Annotated in this window: 12 protein-coding genes, 1 tRNA gene and 2 rRNA genes (1 of these 15 only partly in view); 8 read left to right on the top strand and 7 right to left on the bottom strand. The window is 62.1% G+C overall.

Annotated elements, in window-relative coordinates; all coding sequences use genetic code 11:
* From EN738_RS07695 to EN738_RS07680, 4 genes are all read left to right on the top strand, one after another.
* Positions 1 to 2,791: ribosomal RNA gene (locus EN738_RS07695) — 23S ribosomal RNA — on the top strand (it extends 33 nt beyond the left edge of the window).
* Between the two features lie 157 nt (positions 2,792 to 2,948).
* Positions 2,949 to 3,063, top strand: a 5S ribosomal RNA gene (gene rrf / locus EN738_RS07690).
* Positions 3,064 to 3,294: 231 nt separating this feature from the next.
* Positions 3,295 to 3,371: transfer RNA gene (locus EN738_RS07685), tRNA-Met, on the top strand.
* Between the two features lie 285 nt (positions 3,372 to 3,656).
* Entirely contained in the window at positions 3,657 to 4,925 is a 1,269-nt protein-coding gene (locus EN738_RS07680) for a DUF763 domain-containing protein (RefSeq protein ID WP_127283189.1), read from the top strand.
* A gap of 6 nt (positions 4,926 to 4,931) precedes the next feature.
* Here EN738_RS07680 and EN738_RS07675 read toward each other — a convergent pair whose 3' ends face one another.
* Positions 4,932 to 5,375: a PPC domain-containing DNA-binding protein gene (locus EN738_RS07675; protein WP_127283188.1), complete on the bottom strand. Its 444-nt coding sequence runs from the start codon at positions 5,373 to 5,375 to the stop codon at positions 4,932 to 4,934.
* Between the two features lie 82 nt (positions 5,376 to 5,457).
* Positions 5,458 to 7,170 carry an HAD family hydrolase gene (locus EN738_RS07670; RefSeq protein WP_127283187.1) on the bottom strand — a complete coding sequence of 571 codons (1,713 nt, stop codon included), beginning with the start codon at positions 7,168 to 7,170 and terminating at the stop codon, positions 5,458 to 5,460.
* 158 nt (positions 7,171 to 7,328) lie between these two features.
* Between EN738_RS07670 and EN738_RS07665 the strand changes: the two genes are divergently transcribed.
* Positions 7,329 to 7,736 carry a DUF427 domain-containing protein gene (locus tag EN738_RS07665; RefSeq protein ID WP_127283186.1) on the top strand — a complete coding sequence of 136 codons (408 nt, stop codon included), beginning with the start codon at positions 7,329 to 7,331 and terminating at the stop codon, positions 7,734 to 7,736.
* 23 nt (positions 7,737 to 7,759) lie between these two features.
* Here the strand turns inward: EN738_RS07665 and EN738_RS07660 are convergent, their stop codons facing one another.
* The 3 genes from EN738_RS07660 to ftsZ all read right to left on the bottom strand — a co-directional run bounded on the left by EN738_RS07660 (position 7,760) and on the right by ftsZ (position 10,382).
* Positions 7,760 to 8,977 carry an FAD-binding oxidoreductase gene (locus EN738_RS07660; protein WP_127283185.1) on the bottom strand — a complete coding sequence of 406 codons (1,218 nt, stop codon included), beginning with the start codon at positions 8,975 to 8,977 and terminating at the stop codon, positions 7,760 to 7,762.
* Positions 8,978 to 9,071: 94 nt separating this feature from the next.
* The gene (locus EN738_RS07655; RefSeq protein WP_127283184.1) at positions 9,072 to 9,236 is read right to left on the bottom strand and encodes a DUF3309 family protein; all 165 of its coding nucleotides are present in this window, start codon (positions 9,234 to 9,236) and stop codon (positions 9,072 to 9,074) included.
* 165 nt (positions 9,237 to 9,401) lie between these two features.
* The gene (gene ftsZ, locus EN738_RS07650) at positions 9,402 to 10,382 is read right to left on the bottom strand and encodes a cell division protein FtsZ (protein WP_127283183.1); all 981 of its coding nucleotides are present in this window, start codon (positions 10,380 to 10,382) and stop codon (positions 9,402 to 9,404) included.
* A gap of 268 nt (positions 10,383 to 10,650) precedes the next feature.
* Here ftsZ and EN738_RS07645 point away from each other — a divergent pair, with 268 nt between their 5' ends.
* A complete protein-coding gene (locus EN738_RS07645; protein ID WP_127283182.1) occupies positions 10,651 to 11,292 on the top strand; it encodes a ThuA domain-containing protein in 642 nt (213 codons plus the stop codon).
* Between the two features lie 120 nt (positions 11,293 to 11,412).
* Here EN738_RS07645 and EN738_RS07640 read toward each other — a convergent pair whose 3' ends face one another.
* Both EN738_RS07640 and EN738_RS07635 read right to left on the bottom strand, forming a co-directional pair.
* Positions 11,413 to 11,763 (bottom strand): hypothetical protein, encoded by a 351-nt coding sequence (locus tag EN738_RS07640; protein WP_127283181.1) that lies wholly within the window; start codon positions 11,761 to 11,763, stop codon positions 11,413 to 11,415.
* Between the two features lie 291 nt (positions 11,764 to 12,054).
* On the bottom strand, positions 12,055 to 12,918 hold the full coding sequence (locus EN738_RS07635) for an aldose 1-epimerase (RefSeq protein WP_127283180.1): 864 nt from the start codon (positions 12,916 to 12,918) through the stop codon (positions 12,055 to 12,057).
* A 104-nt stretch (positions 12,919 to 13,022) separates the two neighbouring features.
* On the opposite strand from EN738_RS07635, the gene EN738_RS07630 reads away from it, so the two are divergent.
* Both EN738_RS07630 and dgoD read left to right on the top strand, forming a co-directional pair.
* Positions 13,023 to 13,766 (top strand): FadR/GntR family transcriptional regulator, encoded by a 744-nt coding sequence (locus EN738_RS07630; RefSeq protein WP_127283179.1) that lies wholly within the window; start codon positions 13,023 to 13,025, stop codon positions 13,764 to 13,766.
* 89 nt (positions 13,767 to 13,855) lie between these two features.
* A partial coding sequence (gene dgoD, locus EN738_RS07625) for a galactonate dehydratase (RefSeq protein WP_245494418.1) occupies positions 13,856 to 15,000 on the top strand: 1,145 nt, incomplete at its 3' end.

Raw genomic sequence — 15,000 nt, 5'->3', positions numbered from 1 at the left:
TTGGCATGCACAGGCGATGAAGGACGTGATACGCTGCGATAAGCTACGGGGAGGTGCGAATACCCTTTGATCCGTAGATTTCCGAATGGGGAAACCCACCTAAGGTACTTGGAAAATCAGAGCTGCAGAGATGCGACAATCTCTTCGAGATTGCGCTGCTGCGGCTGTGGTTTCCAAGTATCGCTAATAGGTAACTTATCCTGAATACATAGGGATAAAGTGGCGAACGCGGGGAACTGAAACATCTAAGTACCCGTAGGAAAGGACATCAACCGAGACTCCGGAAGTAGTGGCGAGCGAACCCGGACCAGGCCAGTGGCGATTGAGAGACAAGCGGAACCTTCTGGAAAGTAGGGCCATAGCGGGTGACAGCCCCGTACGCGTAATGCGATCAATCGTCCTCGAGTAAGGCGGGACACGTGAAATCCTGTCTGAAATTGGGAGGACCACCTTCCAAGCCTAAGTACTCGTGCATGACCGATAGCGAACTAGTACCGTGAGGGAAAGGTGAAAAGCACCCCGACAAGGGGAGTGAAAGAGTACCTGAAACCGATTGCCTACAAACAGTGGGAGCCCGCAAGGGTGACCGCGTACCTTTTGTATAATGGGTCAGCGACTTAGTGTGACGAGCAAGCTTAAACCGGTAGGTGTAGGCGCAGCGAAAGCGAGTCTGAACAGGGCGTTCAGTTCGTCGCATTAGACCCGAAACCGAGTGATCTAGCCATGAGCAGGTTGAAGGTAAGGTAACACTTACTGGAGGACCGAACCCATAACTGTTGCAATAGTTCGGGATGACTTGTGGCTAGGGGTGAAAGGCCAATCAAACTCGGAAATAGCTGGTTCTCCGCGAAATCTATTTAGGTAGAGCGTCGACCGAATACCCCAGGGGGTAGAGCACTGGATGGGCTAGGGGTCCTCACCGGATTACCAAACCTAACCAAACTCCGAATACCTGGGAGTACTAGTCGGCAGACACACGGCGGGTGCTAACGTCCGTCGTGAAAAGGGAAACAACCCTGACCTACAGCTAAGGTCCCCAAGTTATGGCTAAGTGGGAAAGGATGTGAGGATCCCAAAACAACCAGGATGTTGGCTTAGAAGCAGCCATCATTTAAAGAAAGCGTAACAGCTCACTGGTCTAAATAAGGGTCTTTGCGCCGAAAATGTAACGGGGCTAAAGCCATACACCGAAGCTTAGGGTTCGTGAGCAATCACGAGCGGTAGCGGAGCGTTCTGTAAGCTGATGAAGCCGTACCCGTGAGGGGCGGTGGAGGTATCAGAAGTGCGAATGCTGACATGAGTAACGTAAGGGGAGTGAGAGACTCCCCCGCCGAAAGACCAAGGGTTCCTGCTTAAAGTTAATCTGAGCAGGGTTAGCCGGCCCCTAAGACGAGGCGGAAACGCGTAGTCGATGGGAACCACGTTAATATTCGTGGGCCTGGAGGTAGTGACGGATCGCACAAGTTGTTCAACCTTATCGGATTGGTTGGGCAGCGGAGCGGTTCCAGGAAATAGCTCCTCCTTATAGACCGTACCCGAAACCGACACTGGTGGTCTGGTAGAGTATACCAAGGCGCTTGAGAGAACTATGCTGAAGGAACTCGGCAAATTGCACGCGTAACTTCGGAAGAAGCGTGACCCTTTTCTGCGCAAGCAGAGGAGGGTGGCACAGACCAGGGGGTAGCGACTGTTTATCAAAAACACAGGGCTCTGCGAAGCCGCAAGGCGACGTATAGGGTCTGACGCCTGCCCGGTGCTGGAAGGTTAAGAGGAGGGGTGCAAGCTCTGAATCGAAGCCCCAGTAAACGGCGGCCGTAACTATAACGGTCCTAAGGTAGCGAAATTCCTTGTCGGGTAAGTTCCGACCTGCACGAATGGCGTAACGACTTCCCCGCTGTCTCCAGCATAGACTCAGTGAAATTGAATTCCCCGTGAAGATGCGGGGTTCCTGCGGTTAGACGGAAAGACCCCGTGCACCTTTACTATAGCTTTACATTGGCATTCGTAGTGGCATGTGTAGGATAGGTGGTAGGCTTTGAAGCCAGGGCGCCAGCCTTGGTGGAGCCACCCTTGAAATACCACCCTTATCTCTATGGATGTCTAACCGCGGCCCGTTATCCGGGTCCGGGACAATGTATGGTGGGTAGTTTGACTGGGGCGGTCGCCTCCTAAAGAGTAACGGAGGCGCGCGATGGTGGGCTCAGAACGGTCGGAAATCGTTCGCTGAGTGCAATGGCATAAGCCTGCCTGACTGCGAGACTGACAAGTCGAGCAGAGACGAAAGTCGGTCATAGTGATCCGGTGGTCCCGCGTGGAAGGGCCATCGCTCAACGGATAAAAGGTACGCCGGGGATAACAGGCTGATGACCCCCAAGAGTCCATATCGACGGGGTTGTTTGGCACCTCGATGTCGACTCATCGCATCCTGGGGCTGGAGCAGGTCCCAAGGGTATGGCTGTTCGCCATTTAAAGCGGTACGTGAGTTGGGTTCAGAACGTCGTGAGACAGTTCGGTCCCTATCTGCCGTGGGTGTAGGAATATTGAAAGGATCTGTCCCTAGTACGAGAGGACCGGGATGGACGGATCTCTGGTGGACCTGTTGTGGCGCCAGCCGCATAGCAGGGTAGCTATATCCGGACGGGATAACCGCTGAAGGCATCTAAGCGGGAAACCCACCTTAAAACGAGTATTCCCTGAGAACCGTGGAAGACGACCACGTTGATAGGCCGGGTGTGGAAGAGCGGCAACGCTTGAAGCTTACCGGTACTAATAGTTCGATCGGCTTGATCGTTCTCATTCCTAATGTCCATCGCTCCCAAAAGGGAGGATGTGAGGGCACAACAAAGACCAGCGAACAGCTTGGAGAAGCAGCAAATAGGGTTCCCTATCGGCTGCTCACCATCGGCTATTCGCTCAAAAAGCTTCTCGAACAACGTGCGTTTTGCCGACCTGGTGGTTATGGCGGAGCGGCTGCACCCGATCCCATTCCGAACTCGGCCGTGAAACGCTCCAGCGCTGATGGTACTTCGTCTCAAGACGCGGGAGAGTAGGTCGCTGCCAGGTCTGCCAAACGCACGTTCATCTTCTCATTACGATTGTTGTGATGCATGGCGTTGCCTCAAAACCGCTAACACTTTTGAGCGACATGCATGAGGCCCGCCAAACGGGAGCCCGGGCCGCGCAAGCGGCCCTTTCATTTGGCAGACCTCTTGATTCCGGTAAGCAAAAACTTACCTCTAAGGACGCAAGCCAACGCTTGCTCGTGGTCGCAAGCAAACGCTTGCTCGTAGTTGACGCGGGGTGGAGCAGCCCGGTAGCTCGTCAGGCTCATAACCTGAAGGTCACAGGTTCAAATCCTGTCCCCGCAACCAAATCAAAAGGCCCGCTTGGCTCCTCGCCAGCGGGCCTTTTGCTTTGGCAGCCAACGATGGTCACCCTAGCCCCGCAACCCGGTGACTGCGGCGTCAAGAAAGTCGAGCGCTGAACGGCGCCGATGATCTTGACGCCGCGGCCTACCGAACCGATCTTCAGAAAGCCCTTTTGGGCTGCGCGCCGTCGCCAGTTTTGCCGTCCTTTGCGTGATGATCGAACCGGCGGCTATGCATTCCTGACCGGAGCGAAGGCGCAGAAGCCTGCCGCGTATCTGGAGAAACTTGGTGGCACAGCGATCGGGAAGTGCGGATCTTCCGCTGCACGGCGGGCGCGTGCCGAAATGGCTCGGCGATCGCATGACCCGGCTTGGCGCCGTCATGTGCGAGGCGATTGTCCATCACTACGGCCGCGACGAATTGCTGCGCCGCCTGGCGCATCCGTTCTGGTTCCAGTCCTTCGGCGCCGTCATGGGCATGGACTGGCATTCGTCCGGGATCACCACCAGCGTTGTCGGCGCCCTGAAGCGCGGTCTGTCGCCGCTTTCCGGCGAGCTCGGCATCCACGTCTGCGGCGGCCGTGGCGCGCACTCGCGCAAGACCCCGCAGGAGCTTGCCACCATCGGCGAGCGCGTCGGCTTCGATGGCGACAGGCTGGCGACAGCCAGCCGGCTGGTCGCCAAGGTCGACAGCGCCGCGGTGCAGGACGGATTCGATCTCTACCTGCACGGCTTCATCGTCACCGATGACGGCAACTGGGTCGTCGTGCAACAGGGCATGAACGGCGATAGCCGGGTGGCGCGCCGCTATCACTGGCTGTCCGAAGGCCTGAAAAGCTTCGTCGACCAGCCGCATGCCGCGATCGAGGGCGCCAACCAAGGGGAGATCGTCAACCTGACCGACCGGCGCGCCGATGCCTCGCGACAGCGGCAACTGGAGCTTCTGCACAATCTCGGACCGGACCGGATCGTGAGCGAGCTTTCGGCGCTGGAGCGTGGCGCGCCGCCGCCGCCGGCGCAGCCGCTGCTGCCGCATCTGGTGATGCCGGCACACCACGATGTGCGCGAAAGCGATGTCGTCATGCGCCGCCTGCACGGCAACATCGCGGCGGCGGCCGATCGCGGTCCGGAGGATTTTGCCGGGCTGCTGCTGGTGCCCGGCGTCGGCGCCCGCACGGTGCGGGCCCTTGCGCTGGTGGCCGAGGTTCTGCACGGAGCGCCATGCCGGTTTTCCGATCCCGGACGCTTTTCCCTGGCGCATGGCGGCAAGGACCGGCACCCGTTCCCGGTGCCGCTCAAAGTCTATGATGAAACGATCGGCGTGCTGAAGTCGGCGATGCAAAAGGCGAGGCTGGGTCGGGAGGAGGAGATCGGCGCCCTGAAGCGGCTGGACGACCAGTCCCGTCAGGTCGAACGCTACGTCACCCGTCCCAGTTTGAAAGAGATCGTCGCCGGCGAGTTCGACCAGTCGCACCTGCTTGGCGGCCGCAGCGTGTTCGGCTGGGAGAAACCGCCAGAGGCGACGACCGGCAAGCCCGCCAAGGAAGAACAGGGCTGAAAGTCCTCATGCGTCAAGGTCGATGAGGGCGATGCCAAGTTCCGGGCGTGTCCTGCGCCGCAAGTGGCCAGGCGTTTCGACCAGCGTGACCTCCAGCGTCGGCCGCACGAACCCGTTCAGCAGATGTCCGCCGCGCGTCGTGCCGTCCGCCAGGCCGAGCACGGCGTGGACGTGGAGGCTTGGCCTGCCGTCGTCGCCCTGAGCGATATCGCCGATTGCGCTCAGCACTTCGCACTGTTCCAGCACCGGAATCCTGCGGTATTCGGTCTTTTCAAAGTCGAACCATCCGACGGTCGCCCTTTCGAAGGCGCCGATGGCGGTCAGCGAGGCGCTGCCGATATCGTGATCGGCGGCAAACGCCGTCAGTGCCGAGAAGGCCTCTTCACCCATGTCCAGGACCACGATGAAGGTCCTCTGTTCGGCACTTTCGGCAACGAGTTGGGATTTCATCCTGAGCCTCCTGGCGGCTTTCTTTTTCTGTTGGTCGACCGTGTATGACCGTTGGCGGCAACTCGGCGGTCGCGCCCCCGCGCTACTGTACCGGAGCGGTGGCGGGGGCCGTGTAGCGCCGGCGCACCGCGTCGAGCACGCGCTTGCGGCTTTCCTGCGCCGACAGCGTCTTGTCCTTCTCCGCGGTCTCGGTTTCGCGGGCGAGGTCCTTGTCCCTGATCTGATGGCGGAACCATTCCGAGTAGTCGCCGGCGCGCAGATGATGCTCCCAGGTCTTGTCGTCGATGCCCTCGGCCATCTGGGCGAAGATAATCAGATTGTGCGCCCTGAGGTTCATGGCATCGTCCGGGCCCCTGAAATAGAAGCTGCCGGCCTCGTCGAGTTGCCCCTCGGCATATTTGCGGCTGTGCCGTTTGAGCGACTGGCGCGGCTCGATCGCCTTGACCGACATCGGCTTCTTGCCATTGCGCGGCCGCCAGAACAGCACGCGGTCACCCTTTTGCGACGACATCGCGCCCGGCTCTTCAACGCCGGTCTCGTGACAGAATGTCCGCACGACGCTCTTCGCCTTTGGGCCAAGCGCGATGACCGCTGTCACCAGGCGCAAGGCATCGGTCGAGATCGCTTCCGGATGGACGGTGATGAGCACCGTGCCCGGCAATTCCAGCGACAGCACGGCGCGCGTGTCGTCGCGGCGTTTCGGCAGGAGATGATGGGCTTCGTCGATGACCAGCCAGTGCGGCCTCGCCGTGCGGTAGCGGAAGCTGCCGAGGCCTGGCAGCAGGTCGGCGAAGAAGTCGGGCCGTTCGTTGACCCGCAACGCCAGCCCATTGACCACCACATTGGTGTCCGGCTTCTCGATCAGGTCGAGCAGCTGTTCCTTCGTCGGCACACTCGACCCGTCGCCGAGCTTGACCGCACCTTGCAGGCCGTCATAGTCGCCTTCCGGGTCGAAGATGCAGAACTGATAGCCGGTCTCGACGAAGCGCTCGGTCAGGGCGGTGGCCAGCGTGGATTTGCCGATGCCGGAACTGCCGGCGATCAGGACAGTGTCGGTCGGCGACAGATAGACGTCCTTGCCGCCGGACGTACCAAGCAGGATGCCGTCGCGGGGCCTTTTGACGAGCCCGCGATCGTGCTTGATCAATTTGCCGATCAGTTCCTCCACGCCCTTGCCGCGTGCTCCGCGCGTGACGAGATCGGCGGTGTTCTTGACCGCCGGCAGCGCATTGTCGACAGCAACGCTGCAGCCACAGGCCTGCAGGAAGGCATGATCGTTTTCCGCGTCGCCGACCCCCACCGCGTTGCGCGGCGACAGGCGAAGATCGCCAAGCGCGGCGGCGAGCCCGGTCGCCTTGTTGATGCCGCTCGGCAGGATCATCACCGCGCCCTTGTTGAAGATGATCTCCAGTTCCAGCCCGAGTTTCTTGATGACGTCGAGCACCGTGGCCTGGTGAGGCTCCCAGGTGGCGACGATGGAGCGCCCGACGGAAAGCGGTTTCACGCCGCGCTTCTTCAGCCCGGCGACGAGATCGGCCGACGGCGATGGCGATATCGTGCGCTCCTCCTCGCTGGCGGGCGTGTAGACCAGCGCTCCGTTTTCGGCGACGACCTTGTCGAACAATGCGAGTTCCGGAAAAACCCGCTTGAGGTCGGGCAACTCGCGTCCCGTCACCAGGATCAGTTTGCGGCCGGTCTTCTTCAACTGCTCGAGCGCCGACAGCGTCTTTTTGGTGACGATGCCATCGTGCGCCAGTGTGCCGTCATAGTCCGTCGCCAGGGCAATGAAATACATCCTCTGAGCCTCCATTGCTCGACGTGGATGGCTGTCTGTTAGCCTGAAGAAGGAACAACGCCTGTGGGACGAAAAGGTTTTGCGCCAATTGCGCGCGGAGCCGGAACTGCCGTGGCTGAGCGACGTTTCCAACGCACATCAGGTCAAGGAGTTCGACAATGCAAACCCCTGTCGCCAGTCCAACCTATCCTGCCGCCGCGCTTGCCATCGTGCCCTTTGACGGCACGGTGACAGTCAGGTTCTCGGACGCCGTGGTGGCGTCCAGCGAGCGGGCGAAGGTGCTCCATGAAGGCGGAGGCGATCCGGTCTTCTACATACCGTTCGAAGACATCTATTTCGAACTTTTCGAGAAGACGAACACCACCACAAGCTCGCCCTTGGGCACGGCAAGTTACTGGCGCGTCCATGCCGTCGGCGGATCGGCCGACGATTTCATGTGGGCCTATGAGACGCCCGAAACAGCCGCTTTGGCCATCGCCCGTCACGGCGCCTTCGACCCGGACAAGGCGCGCATCGATGCCGACCCGGCAGAGGACGTACGGCATACGCCGCGCATCCCCGGATAATCTCCAGACGGGTCCGATGGGGCCTATCCGTGCGCCGGGAATGCAAACAGATCTGTATCGATGTCCTCGAGGCCGTCAATCGCCGATGAAACCATCTCGGAAGCGAGCTGCGAGAAGGTGATGCCATTGCCGCCATAGCCCATCACGGCGTGAATGCGCGGGTGGCGGGGCAGGGCGCCGATATAGGGCAGGCCGGAGGTTGTGGTTCCGAAGGAGCCGGTCCACGAGAATTCCGGCCTGGTGTCCAGCTTCGGCAACAAGCGGCCCAGTTTTGCCGCCAGGCGCTTGGACTTTTTGGCGATCAACGCATCGCGATGCTCCTCATCGGTGAAATCCTCGTCCTCGCCGCCGCAGATGACGCGGCCATCCGCCGTCGTGCGGATGTAAAGGTAAGGCTCCGACGCCTCCCAAAGCAAAGCGGCGCCTGGCCATATGTCTTTTGGCTGGCGCGCTGTGGCGATTGCCCAGGTCGAAACGATGCTGTGCGCGGTGGCCGGGATGATGTCGGTCAACTCATAGCCGGTGGCGAGCACCAGATGTCGCGCGGTGATCGTCGGACCACCGCCGGTTTTGACAACGACCTCGTCGCGATCGCTCCTGATCTCGTCCGCCTCCACAGGGGCATAAAGGCGCGCCTTGCGCCCCACCGCGCTGAGCAGGAGCCCGGCGGTTAGCTTGCGCGGGTCGAGCGCAATGTTGTCGTGGCTGAGGATGGCAGCCGCGCGATCGATGCCGAAACTATCCGACAGAGCCCTGCGGGTAAGATAGGTCGCGGCGATCCCGGCCTGCCGGCGGGCATCGCTTTCGTCGCGCAGCTGCGCCGGCGCGAGCAGATTGCCGGCAAGATAGAGTGACGGCAAGCGTGCCGGGTTGCAGGTTATGCCGAGTTCGGCAATCCGCCCGCGAAGATTGACCACGGCCAGGCGCGAGCGCCGCCACGCGCGCACGGCGTCGATCTTGCCCTTGATCGCGGCAAGTTTGATCAGCGGTTGATCAAGTTCAAATTGCACCAGCGCCGTCGTCGCCGAGGTCGATCCCAGAAGCGGGCCGCGCCGATCGATGCAGACCACGCCATGGCCCGCGCGCGCCAGTGCGTCCGCCATCATGGCGCCGCTGATGCCCATGCCGACGACCAGCACCTCGGCCTTTATGTCTCGCGTCAACTTTCCTGTGGGCACCGGCGGCGCGCGATAGGCGAACCAGACCGGCCGGCCGCTTCTGAGGTCGAGTTTGCGGACCAATGCTCCCTCCGCGCTATCCGACGGCGGCTCGCCACAGACAAAAGCCCGCCGATCGCTGCTCGATCAGCGGGCAATGCCAGGTCTGCCGGCGTCGCTACAGACGGCCGAGGACAACCAGGATGATGACGATCAGCAAGACCAGCCCAAGGCCGCCGCCGCCGTAGTAGCCGGTGCCGTAAAACGGTCCGCCGCCAAGGCCACTGAAGCCGCCAAGCAAGATGAGAATCAGTAGAATGATAAGAATTGTGCCGAGACCCATGGGAGTTTCCTCTCCTGTTTGCGCTGCGGTGCATCCCGCAACGCCGACTGTTGATCAGAGTATCAACTCGAAGAGGGCTTTCCTGTTCCGGCAAACGCCGCCGGACGTATCGCTTGGGTAGGGCCGGGCAATAGGCCTGTTGTGACAAAAATCGGCGTGAAGCCCCTACATCGGCAGCTCAGGTCCCTGTCGCAATCCCGTTGCGACGACCGAGACCCTGAATTTCCCGGCGAGCGCCCGGTCGAATATGGCGCCGACGATGATATCGGCATCAGCGTCGACCTCTTCGCGGATGCGGGTGGCGGCCTCGTCGACCTCGAACAGCGTCATGTCCGTGCCGCCCGAGATCGAGACAAGGACGCCCCTGGCACCGATCATGGACGCTTCGTCGAGCAGCGGGTTTGCAATCGCCGCCTCCGCGGCGTTCTTGGCCCGCCCTTCACCCGTGGCTTCCCCGGTCCCCATCATTGCGCGGCCCATGTCGCGCATCACCGACTTCACATCGGCGAAGTCGAGATTGATCAGGCCCTCCTTGACGATGAGGTCGGTGATGCAGCCGACGCCCGAGTAAAGGACCCGATCCGCCATGGCAAAAGCGTCGGCGAACGTCGTCTTGGCGTCGGCGACCCTGAACAGGTTCTGGTTCGGGATGACGATTACCGTATCGGCGCATTCGCGAAGCCGCTCGATGCCTTCCTGGGCCGATTGCATCCGCCGCTTGCCCTCGAAGCTGAACGGTTTGGTGACGACCGCCACCGTCAGGATGCCGGCCGCGCGCGCGGCATTCGCGATGACGGGAGCAGCGCCGGTGCCGGTTCCGCCTCCCATGCCCGCGGTCACAAAGCACATATGCGTTCCCGCAAGGTGATCCATGATTTCGTCGATCGATTCTTCAGCGGCGGCACGGCCGACTTCGGGCAGCGAACCGGCGCCCAGGCCCTCTGTGATACGGGCTCCCAATTGGATCAGCCTCGGTGCCTTGGACATGGTGAGCGCCTGCGCATCGGTATTGGCGACGATGAACTCGGCGCCCTGCAGGTTCTCGGCAATCATGTTGTTGATCGCGTTTCCGCCGCCGCCGCCAACACCGACGACCGTTATCTTCGGCCTCATTTCCGAGATTGCTGGCCTTGTCGCGGTGTTCATCGCCGTATCTCCTTGAAATGCACCTGGCGCTTGGATCGACGAAAAATCTTCCAGTCGGCGCGACATTCGAGCGCGCCAAAGTGCAAGAATCAGGTTCTATCGCTCCGGCAAATGGAATCAGAGCGTGGACTTGGCCGCAAGACAAATGCGCCTATGGTCGTCGCTCACCCGCGGGCTCTGCCGTGCGCATGTGGCCTGCGGATCACTGTGCGGTCATATTGGCCGGATCCAGGGACACCCGGGCAGATTGCGAAGACAGGAGTGAAGGATGCGGCAGGCACTGATCGTTTGGGGCGGCTGGGAAGGCCACGAGCCGGAACTCGGCGCGCGCGCCGTCAAGGCGATGCTCGAGGAAGAGGGATTTGCCGTTCGCGTCGAGACCTCGACCGCGGCATTCGCCGATCCCGCAATCGCCGACCTCAGCCTGATCGTGCCAATCTACACCATGTCCAAGCTGAGCAAGGCCGAGGAGTCCAACCTCGTCAGCGCAATCGCGGGAGGCGTCGGCCTTGGCGGTTACCATGGCGGCATGGGCGATGCGTTCCGCGAATCGACCGATTACCAATTCATGTGCGGCGGCCAGTGGGTCGCCCATCCCGGCAACATCATCGACTACCAGGTCGACATCGTCCGCCGCGACGATCCGATCATGAGCGGCATCGACGATTTCCCCTACCGCTCCGAGCAGTACTACATGCATGTCGACCCGTCGAACGAGGTGCTGGCGACCACCACGTTCACGGGCGCGCACGCCCCTTGGATCGACGGCGTCGTCATGCCGGTGGTCTGGAAGCGCCGGCACGGCAAGGGCCGCGTGTTCTACTCGTCGCTGGGGCATGTGGCCAAGGAGTTCGAGGTGCCGCAGATGCGGACCATCCTGCGCCGTGGGCTGGCCTGGGCAGCGCGCTGAGACCCATGACAGGCAGCGGGGCCGGTATGGTACGACCGGTCCCGCTTTCTTTGTCTTGCAGCCCCTGTGCCGCCGCAGGCGCGTCAGGTTGTTGACAGCCTCACGCGGCACGCAAAGGCTTCATCTTACTGCAAATCGGACACCGCCGTCGTCGCGAAGGCGATCCACGCACAGGGCGCGAAGGACGAGCGCGGCGTCTGCATAGGTGATCGACCTTTCGCCGCCGGCGGGCAACATGCCACCGACGGTGTCCAGGACATCGGCCTCGATGCGCCAAGGCAGGATGTCGGTGCAGGTCCGCATGCGGCCGAAGACCGAGCTGATGGGGATCAAATGGCCTTCGAACTCGACTTGCGGTTCGTCCGTGCCCGGAGTCCAGGCCTGGTAGGCTTCCAGAGCCTCGTCGAAGGCGCCATGCAGCTGGATTGGGGCATGGCCCTCGTGCAGTGCGGGCAGCAGGCGTGTGGTCATCGGTCTCCTCCTCGATCGCGGCAGCAATGCCTGCCGTCCAACGCCCCCGCGCCCATGATGAGTTGATTGGTCTGCTACACCGGCCTGACGGTGGTGGGATCTGGAACGATCTCCGGAAATGTCTGCGTCATCGTCATCTCCTGATCATACGAACACGAATGGCGAAAAAGTCAGGCACTTGGATGGGCAGTATGACCTGCTCCGGAATAAATGTCTATAAAGTTTGTAGACATTCGTTAGACAGAGCTAAGATGAACGCCACCGCTTCGCTTGTCGAGGAGCCGGCGCGTGTCACTCCACGATGAACCGGCACGAGCCGGCCGACGTCTCGTCCGGCTCGAGCGCAACCAGCCCGCCGAGATCGGCTCGATGATGCGCGTCGACGCTGTGGGTCATCGGCTCGAAGCAGAACCAGTCATGGCGATAGAGCGCGTCGAAGGCCGTGTCCGAAACGAAGATCATGCAGCGCGAGAATTGCGCATCGGCCTCGATCCGCAGACGCGATCCGGTCTCCGGCCACATTATGGTCGCCGCGCCGTTCCAGCCTTCGAACTCGGTGTTCATCCAGGTCCCGGGCAGCCGGCGGCCGCCGGAAAAATCCATGCCGCCGCGCGCAGGATGGCTCTTCAGCGGCAGGAAAGCCGCGTCCTGCTCCCAGTAGCGCTCGGCGGTGAAGTCGACGATGGTGGCCGGCGTCATCGGCAGGAACGGATGCAGGCCGAGCCCGTAGGGCAGGCGCCGGCGCGCGCGGTTGGTCACCGAAAGGCTGACGGACAGCATGTTGTCGGAGAGGGCAAAACGCTGCTCGGCGCGGTAGGCGTAGGGTCCATCCTTGCCGGCATGATCGTAGGCGATGGTCAGCTCGTGATGGTCGTGAGCGATGGTCCGCCAATGGCCAAGCCAGGCGTCGCCGTGAATGTAGTGCGGATCGCTCGCAGTGTTCGGTTGCAGACGATGGGTTCCTCCATCGAAGACAAAGGCGTTGCCGCGCAGCCGGTTGCCGAACGGGATCAGCGGAAAACACACATCCGCTTCCACCGCTCCACGGTGGAAAACGGGAACCGGACCGCTCGCCGCGTGGCGGTCGAAGCGATGGATCGCGCCGCCGGCAAGATCGACCGAAAGCGCCAGCGTGTCATTGGAGATCTGCAGCATGGCGATTGCGGAGCCCGTTATAGATCGTATGAATGAATGATTTACATAAGACCTAGCCTCTCATAAAACAGCTTGCAACGGCGCTCTATCGGGAGAGGATCTGCGTGGAAACCATAGCTCCTTCAGATGCACTCGGCTGGATGCCATCGGTCGACCAGACCGGCGCCAGCGTGCACAACGCCGTGGTCAGCGTGCTCGGCAGCCGCATCCTGGGCGGAGAATACGCGCCGGGAGACGCCCTGCCGCGCGAAGAGGAACTGTGCGCCATGCTGGGCGTCAGCCGCACTTCGGTCCGGGAAGCGGTCAAGGTCCTGTCGGCGAAGGGCCTTGTCGAAGCGAGGCGCCGCGCCGGCGTGCGCGTGCTGGCGCGCGACAATTGGCGGCTGCTCGATCCGGTCGTGCTCGGCTGGCACCCGTCCATCCAGGACGACGAGGAACTGGTTTCCGGCCTGCTCGAGGCGCGCAGGATCTTCGAGCCCGCCGCGGCGGAGCTCGCGGCCAGGCGCGCCACGGCGGCCGACCTTGCCGAAATCGAGCGCGCCGTGGTCGGTATGCGCGACAACATCCCGAATGATCTCAATGCGGTCTGCCAGGCGGACCTGGCCTTCCACAAGGGCGTGATCGCCGCCAGCCACAATGTCGTGCTGAAGGGGCTGGTCGGCATGCTTGAGGCCGCCTTGCGCGCCACCTTCCTCGTCACCAATCCGTTGATGGAAGCGCAGTCGCGCGCGCTCTCGGCGCATGTCGCGGTGCTGGAAGCGATCCGCATCCGCGATACGGCCGGCGCCCGCGCGGCCATGAACCGACTGCTCGACATCGCCGCCGACGATCTTCACGCCAAGGGCTGAGATTTCTGCCTTGACGCCATTTTAGATCATATGATAACTCAATTTCATATGATCTAAGTGTCGCCTGGGAGGAGTAGCGCTTGAGAATCGTGGCGATCACCACGCGCGTCGTGAACGCGGACATGCGCAACTGGGTGTTCGTGCGCATCGAGACCGACCAGCCGGGCCTCTATGGCTGGGGCGAGGCGACGCTGGAGTGGAAGACCCAGGCCGTCGTCGGCGCCGTCAACGACCTGGCGCCGCTTCTGATCGGGCGCGATCCGCGCGACATCGAGCAGGCGGTGCGCATCCTCAAGAAGCATTCGTTCTGGCGGCTCGGCGTGATCGGCATGTCGGCCGTCTCCGGCATCGAACTGGCGCTGTGGGATATTTTCGGCAAATGGCTTGGCCAGCCGGTCTGGCGGCTGCTCGGCGGCAAGGTGCGCGACCGGGTCAAGGTCTACACCCATCTCGGCCTCGGCGACATGCGCGCCGTGTACGAGACGCTCGACGCCGAGCCGCTGGTGAAGCGCGCCTCCGAAGTGGTGGCCAAGGGCTATCGCGCGCTGAAGGCCGTCTTCATCCCCTACAGCCACTACCACGCGCCGCTGGTCGAGGTCGAAAAGGTTGGCCGGCTGATGGAGGCGCTGCGTAAGACGGTCGGTCCCGAGGTCGAGATCATGGTCGATTTCCACGGCCGCCCCGCCTCGGCCTCGACCGCGCTCGCCTATATCGACGTGCTTGCGCCATACCGGCCGATGTTCATCGAGGAGCCGCTGCCGCCCGGCGAGACCGGCGCACTGACGCAGCTCGCCGCCAAGTCGCACGTGCCGATCGCCACCGGCGAGCGGCTCATCGACCGTGCCGAATTCGACGATCTGTTCCGGGCAAGGGCGGTCGACATCGTGCAGCCAGACATCTGCCATTGCGGCGGCCTGCTCGAGGCGAAGAAGATCGCGGCGATGGCCGAGGCGGTGTCGGTTGGCGTGGCGCCGCACAACCCGCTCGGCCCGATCGCCGGTGCGGCGGCGCTGCATTTTGCCGTCTCCACCCCCAATCATCTGATCCAGGAAGAGATGGTCGGCGCGGTGCCCTGGTATTTCGAGGTGGTGAAAGGGCCGATCCGCATGGTCGATGGCTGTTGGCAGGTGCCGGAAGCGCCGGGGCTCGGCATCGAAGTCGACGAGGCGGTCGCTGCCCGCCATCCCTACAAGCCTGAGGTGATGCACACCACCAATGCCGTGCTCTCCGACGG

Source organism: Mesorhizobium sp. M4B.F.Ca.ET.017.02.2.1, from assembly GCF_003998955.1.
GTDB classification, from domain to species: Bacteria; Pseudomonadota; Alphaproteobacteria; order Rhizobiales; family Rhizobiaceae; genus Mesorhizobium; species Mesorhizobium abyssinicae.
The sequence above is the reverse complement of the archived record's forward strand: the minus strand, read 5'-3'. Positions and strand labels throughout refer to the sequence as shown.